Source organism: Helicobacter sp. 16-1353 (assembly GCF_003288815.1).
In the GTDB taxonomy this organism is placed as follows: Bacteria; Campylobacterota; Campylobacteria; order Campylobacterales; family Helicobacteraceae; genus NHYM01.
Window position 1 is genome coordinate 94,231 of record NZ_NHYM01000008.1, and the last position, 6,737, is coordinate 100,967.

At 34.0% G+C, this 6,737-nt stretch carries 5 protein-coding genes and 1 pseudogene; 4 read left to right on the forward strand and 2 right to left on the reverse strand.

Features of this window, described 5'->3' with window-relative positions:
• Positions 1 to 31 precede the first annotated feature (31 nt).
• Complete coding sequence (locus CCY99_RS06335; protein WP_112060579.1) at positions 32 to 982, reverse strand: glycosyltransferase family 2 protein; 951 nt, start codon at positions 980 to 982, stop codon at positions 32 to 34.
• Between the two features lie 112 nt (positions 983 to 1,094).
• Between CCY99_RS06335 and CCY99_RS06340 the strand changes: the two genes are divergently transcribed.
• From CCY99_RS06340 to CCY99_RS06355, 4 genes and pseudogenes are all read left to right on the forward strand, one after another.
• Positions 1,095 to 2,486 (forward strand): TolC family protein, encoded by a 1,392-nt coding sequence (locus CCY99_RS06340; RefSeq protein WP_112060580.1) that lies wholly within the window; start codon positions 1,095 to 1,097, stop codon positions 2,484 to 2,486.
• A gap of 10 nt (positions 2,487 to 2,496) precedes the next feature.
• Positions 2,497 to 3,771 carry an efflux RND transporter periplasmic adaptor subunit gene (locus CCY99_RS06345; RefSeq protein WP_112060581.1) on the forward strand — a complete coding sequence of 425 codons (1,275 nt, stop codon included), beginning with the start codon at positions 2,497 to 2,499 and terminating at the stop codon, positions 3,769 to 3,771.
• Between the two features lie 9 nt (positions 3,772 to 3,780).
• Positions 3,781 to 4,443: pseudogene (locus CCY99_RS06350) on the forward strand (ABC transporter ATP-binding protein); the annotation flags it as partial.
• Between the two features lie 230 nt (positions 4,444 to 4,673).
• Complete coding sequence (locus CCY99_RS06355) at positions 4,674 to 5,903, forward strand: ABC transporter permease (protein ID WP_112060583.1); 1,230 nt, start codon at positions 4,674 to 4,676, stop codon at positions 5,901 to 5,903.
• A 375-nt stretch (positions 5,904 to 6,278) separates the two neighbouring features.
• Here the strand turns inward: CCY99_RS06355 and CCY99_RS09590 are convergent, their stop codons facing one another.
• Complete coding sequence (locus CCY99_RS09590; protein WP_181646869.1) at positions 6,279 to 6,455, reverse strand: hypothetical protein; 177 nt, start codon at positions 6,453 to 6,455, stop codon at positions 6,279 to 6,281.
• Between the last annotated feature and the right edge of the window lie 282 nt (positions 6,456 to 6,737).

A 6,737-nucleotide genomic window follows, 5' to 3' on the forward strand; every position in this document is an offset into this window, starting at 1 on the left:
AGCTTTTGCTAGATTCACTTAAAATCTAATCTTATTCTATTATCTCATCTATGAAATATCTTGGGCGACCTTTAGTTTCTTTATAAATCTTTCCTATATATTCACCTAGGATTCCAAGCCCTAGTATTTGGATTCCACCTAGAAAATACATCGGCACAACCATCGAAGTCCAACCAGATATTGTCCCACCATTAAAATATGTTATCAAAGCCCAGATTCCAAAGATTAAGCTAAATAGTGAAACTATAGCACCAATAATACTTAAAAATCGCAGAGGCTGAACACTAAAGCTAGTAATGCCATCAATTGCAAAGGATAGCATTTTAAAAAATGGATATTTGCTCTCCCCTGCTACTCTAGCAATTCTTTTGTAATATAAATTACACGATTTAAAGCCTATAAGCGGAACTATGCCACGAAGAAATAAATTTACTTCTTTATATTGTAATAGATTGTTTATCGCTCTATTGCTAAGAAGTCTATAATCTGCGTGATTCTTGATAATATTTACACCCAAAAAACGCATTAGATTATAGAATCCAACCGCACTAAATCGCTTAAAAAAACTATCTTCTTTTCTATCATCTCTAACACCATAAATCACTTCAAATTTATCTTTAAATTTTTCTATCATTTTGTCAATCAAATTTATATCATCTTGCAAATCACAATCCAAGCTAATAGCACAATCACATTTATTTAAGGCATATTCAAGTCCTGCAATCAATGCATTTTGATGACCACTATTGTGGCTTAAACTTAGGAGTGTTATTCTTTGTGTTTTATATTTTTTGAGAATATCTAAGGTATTATCCCTACTTCCATCATTGATAAATATAATCTTAGATTTTTTAGAGATTTTCTTATTTTCTATTAGATGGCTAATCTTAGAATCCAATGATTCTATTGATATTTTTATAATCTCACTTTCATTATAACAAGGAACAACTAAGTATAAGCAAGGATTCTGCTGTTTTTTCATCACTCTACCTTAAAACTTTAATATTTAAAAATTTTAACAAAAAATTTCACAATTTTTTCACAAAGTTTATACTAAAATTAGTATTTATTAAAGCAATAAGGGTTAAGTCGCTATGAGATATATTTATTTGGTATTAATAGCTTTTTTTATCAATTCTTGTGCAGCTCCATACACCAGCGAAGAAATAGCCCAAGATTTTCAAATAAATGATTTTAGAAATACCTATGATTTGACAAATGCTCAAACAGATTCCATTTTTGATGTATTTAATGATGAGGAGTTGAAAAATCTCATAACCATAGCATTAAAACAAAATAGCGATATTTTTATATATGATAGTAGGATTAAAACAGCTGCTTCACAAGTGAAAATCGCCACTTCAAAACTTATGCCAAATATTGATGGAAGTGTGTCGTATCAATTTAATAAAGATTCCACCATAGATACAAATCTTATGGCATCTTGGGAGCTTGATATATTTGGCAAATATGCTTCATCAAAAAATGCATATGAAGAAATGTTTGAGATAGCAAAGCAGAATCTTGATTTTTTCAAAATCTCTTTAATTAGCGATGTGAGCCTTGCATATTTTAATATTAAATATTTACAATCAAATATTATTCTAACCAAAGAGCGGATAAAAAACTATTATGATTTGCTTGAGGTTATGAATATAATGTATGAAAATGGCTTTGTTGATTTTAGTGAGTTTTTAGAAAATAAGGCATTATTACAAAATGAGGAGCAAACATTAAACAATCTACTAAATGAGTATGAAGTACAGAAAAATGAGCTTAGGGTGTTGATTAATGATAAGGATTATAGATTTGATGATTCTATATATCATTTTACAATCCCAAGATTCCGCGTAAATCTCTCAAATAGCGTAGAAATTATACTAAATCGCCCAGATATAAAAGCACAAATCTCTAATCTAAATGCCGCAGTTTATAATCTAAATTCCGCAAAAGCTAGTTTGTATCCAACTATCTCATTAAGTGGCTCTCTAGGAAAAACGCTACTTTCTCCAAATGGTGTTGGGGATTTGGCATATCAAATCCTTACATCTTTGACATTGCCGATATTTTCAAGAATGGAGATTTATGAAAATATTAAAATCAGTGATTACACGCGTATAGAATCTTATTACACATTACAAAAGGCAATTTACACTGCATTAAGTGAGATAGAAAATGCCATATATGCTATGCAAACAAACCAAAAAACGCTCTCTACAAGTATTGAAATGCTAGAAGAAAACGAAGAGATTCTAGATATGTTAAAAGAAAGTAATGAACTTGGTTTAATAGATTTTATAGAATATATAACTGCACTAAATAGCAATCTATTAATGATGCAAAATAATAATATATCATATTTTAATACGATTAGTGCGACTATCTATCTATATCGCTCCATCGGCGGAAATAGAAATGATATAGCAATAGCCCAAAATGCTATAAATACAGAAGATTCTATAAAACAAGATTCCACAGAAAAATAAAGGGATATAAATGAATAATGATATTTATCAAAATATAAAAAAACAAAATAAAAGCAAGATAAAATTGATTCTAATTCTTTGCGGTATTGTGGCTATTATAGGCATTGCGATTATATTATTTATGCGATTTAACAAAGAGGAAATATCCTATATTACACAGAATCCAACTATAGAAGATATTTCCCAAGATGTAAGTGCCACAGGGACGCTCTCGCCGACTGATACAGTAACGGTGGGAAGCCAGATTTCCGGCACTATTTCGGAGGTTTTAGTCGATGTAAATGACCCCGTTAAAAAAGGGCAGATTCTAGCCATAATCGACCCAGAGAAGCTAAATCAAACTGTGGATAATTTCATCGCTCAACTAGAATCCGCCAAAGCCGAGCTTTATAGTGCCGAAGTGCAATTAGAAAATAAAAAGTGGAATTATGATAATTACTTGGATTTATACGAGAAAACTAGGGGCAAAAGCCCATCACAATTACAACTAAAAACTAGTGAATTAGAATATAAAAGTGCTTTGGCAGATATTGAGGTTAGAAAAGCCACTATAAAACAGCTTGAAACTTCCCTAAATGCCGCAAGAATCGATGTCAAAAACTCTTTTATCACAAGCCCAACTGATGGAGTAGTTTTATCGCGAAGTATCGAGCCCGGACAAACTGTGGCAGCTAGCTTTTCCACACCTACGCTTTTTAGCATTGCCAAAGATTTAACTAAAATGAAGCTAATCTCAAATGTCCTAGAAGCAGATATAGGCAAGGTAAAAGAGGGGCAAGAGGTAGAATTTAGCGTAGATTCCTACCCAAATGAAACCTTTAATGCAAAAGTGGCAAAGGTGAATTTTGCAGATTCCGCCTCCACTAGCTCGACAGATTCTTCGTCTTCCACAACTACAACAACCACAAATATAATAAGCTATGAGGTTACAACATATATTGATAATAACAAACTTCTACTTCGCCCCGGAATGAGTGCCACAGCCACAATAAAAACGGAAGAACAAAAAAACGCTCTTGTTATCCCATATCAAGCATTATTATTTAGTCCAACTAAAAGTGTAACTACAGATAGTGGAATGGGAATGATGATGGGTCCGCCAAAACGCGAGAGAAGGTCATATTCAGGCGTAGGTGCTACTGGAAATATCTGGATTCTAGAAAATGGCATACCAAAAGAAATTGAGGTTAGCATTGGAATCTCAAATGGAAAAAGTGCACAAATATTATCTAATAATATCGATACAAGCACACAAGTAATTATCCAAACGCAAACCAAAAAATAAAGCCTTATTATGTTTATTGAACTAACAAATATTACAAAATATTATGGCGAGGGAGAGAGTGCGTTTAAGGCATTAAAGGGCGTAAATCTCAATATAAATCAAGGTGATTTTCTAGCACTTATGGGACCAAGTGGGAGCGGAAAAAGCACGATGGCAAATATATTGGGCTGTTTAGATGTGGCGAGTAGTGGGAAATATCTTTTTGATGGCGTCGATGTATTTGCCCTAAATCGCAATGAAAGGGCTTTGCTTAGGCGATTTTATATTGGATTTATTTTTCAAGGATTTAATCTCCTCCCACGAACAACAGCATTGGAAAATGTAGAACTCCCACTTTTGTATCGTGGGATTAAAAAGCAAGAGCGGAAAAAAATGGCATTAGAGGCACTTGAAATGGTAGGACTTAATGGCTGGGAAACGCATACTTCAAATAAGCTAAGTGGCGGACAACAGCAAAGAGTGGCAATTGCAAGGGCGATTGCGAGTAAGCCATTATTCCTCCTTGCCGATGAACCAACGGGGAATTTAGACACGAAGCGAAGCTTAGAGATTATGAATATCCTAAAATGGCTAAATACGGATTTAAAAATCACTATATTAATGGTAACACACGAAGCAGAAATGGCGAAATTTGCACATAGAGAAGTGCATTTTTTAGATGGAAATATCGACCCAAGGTATCTAGCAAATGCAACAGCTGGAGCGAATTACAGGGGAGATTCCGCACTTTATGCAGATTCCACATCTAAGATGGATACTGCAATAAATGATAAGGATTCTGCACTTTCTAAAAATGTAACAACTACGATTGATAGCAAAGATTCCACGCTAGATTCTGCATTTAAGGTAGATTCTGCAGAATCTGCAAAATCCACCCCTACATACACAGCTAAGGAATCCAAATGATATTTAATGCTTTTATGCTCGCATTTCGGCAGATTCGGCGGAATACCTTAAGAGCATTTTTGACAATGCTAGGGATTATCATCGGCACTGGAAGCGTTATAGTAATGATTAGCTTAGGAAATGGGACAAGCAAACAAATACAAGATAGCATCTCTAGCTTAGGAAGTAATATCTTAATAATTATGCCAGCACGCGGTTTAGATACCTCTGGGCAGAGCTTAAGGCGATATTTCAATCAACAAGAAGTGGATATTATCGATGATAGAATCTATGGAATTCGAGCTTTAGCCCCGATAAGCAATGGTTCTGCATTAATCCAATACAAGCAATATTCTCGTGAGACAGAAACCTACGGCGTAACTAGTGGCTACTTTGTCGCTGGAAATTGGGAGATTGCATCGGGGAGGGAATTTACAGATGAGGAATATAAAAGCGGTGCTAATGTCTGTATAGTTGGTGATAGCGTAAAAAACGCTTTATTTAATAATACCGAACCATTAGGAGCAAAAATCAAAATCGGCAATAAGCACGGAAGTATTATTTGCGAATGTGTGGGAGTTCTAGGAGCAAAAGGACAAGGAGCGATGGGGAATGACCAAGATGATGTGATACTTTTCCCACTTAAATCCTACCTTAGGACGCTTGGACGAGAAAAACAATCCATAAATAATATAAATCGAATTATGATTTCGCTAAATGATGGGGTAGATTCCAAGCAAAAAACCGAAGAAATAAAAGAAACTTTTCGGGAGATTCGCAATATTGATGGCACGAAAACCGATAATTTTGAGATAATGGACACAAAGCAAATCGAAGAAACCTTAGCAAAAACCACGCAAATGCTGACCTTATTTCTAGGGGCGATTGCGGGAGTTAGCCTAATTGTTGGGGGCATTGGGATAATGAATATTATGTTAGTTTCTGTTACCGAGCGAACCAAAGAAATTGGCACACGCCTTGCAATCGGGGCGTTGGAAAAGGAAGTGCTATTGCAGTTTTTGATTGAATCGATTGTAATTAGCTCACTTGGGGGATTTATCGGGATTGTGCTGTCATTTATCATCTCTTTTGCACTAGCTCAAATGATGAATCTACCATTTGTTTATAGCGTCTCTGTGGCGATTATCGCATTTATATTTTCCGCATTTATCGGCGTTTTATTTGGATATTTACCAGCAAAAAGAGCATCCAAACTAAACCCAATAGACGCCCTAAGACACGAGTAAATCCTATAATTTTAAAAATATAGGATTTCAAAAAAGGAAAATCGCTTAAATCATTTTCTAAAGCAAAGTTTTCTTGAATTCCTTAAAAACAAGTGGAGTTTCCTTGCCCTAAATTATGAGCGAATGAAAAATGAATCTTTGTGTAAAACGAAGTTTCCTATCATATAAAAAATAAGATTTTAAATGTTCTAGTAAATCTAAGATTTATATAGATTCAACGCTTTCTAGCGATTTAATGTAAGCAAGGGGAAGGGCTTAAATGAAAACTTTCCAAAAGCAAAACGAAGTTTCCTTGAAAACAAAGTTTCCTTGAAAGCGAAGTTTCATTCAAACGCAAAATTTCTTGGAAAATAAGCGAAGTTCACTTCCCAAGCATTAATATATAAAACACATAAGATTTGTAGAATCTAAACTATGGCGAGAATCTAGATTCACAAAACGCACAAGATTCCATAGATTCAACGAATCTAAATGAGAATTCAAAATATAGAGATTCCCAAGATTCGGCAACTTCATAGAATCTATAAAATACGCATAGTCCAAACCAAACAAGAATCTAGATTCATCAAAACGTTCAAATTGAAATTTTAAGATTCGCTTATTTTAACAAATAGTTTCATTTGAAAAAAGGATTTTATTTTGATAAGGCTTTGATTTTATTCCCACTTACACTTTTTCCCTCACGAAGATTGTGGGAATCTAAACAATAAACTTAAATTCAATTTAAAAGAAACTATTAGCTAACGGGACGAAATTACACTTTGGCTTTATGTTTCTTAAAATAATCTTTTCCTAACTGCCAAATATATCTGCCAATTTTCTTTAAATCGTCAT

Excerpts from the sequence above, each read along its gene's own strand:
- CCY99_RS06335 (WP_112060579.1), bottom strand. The coding sequence starts at position 982 with ATGAAAAAACAGCAGAATCCTTGCTTATACTTAGTTGTTCCTTGTTAT.
- CCY99_RS06340 (WP_112060580.1), top strand. The coding sequence starts at position 1,095 with ATGAGATATATTTATTTGGTATTAATAGCTTTTTTTATCAATTCTTGT.
- CCY99_RS06345 (WP_112060581.1), top strand. The coding sequence starts at position 2,497 with ATGAATAATGATATTTATCAAAATATAAAAAAACAAAATAAAAGCAAG.
- CCY99_RS06355 (WP_112060583.1), top strand. The coding sequence starts at position 4,674 with ATGATATTTAATGCTTTTATGCTCGCATTTCGGCAGATTCGGCGGAAT.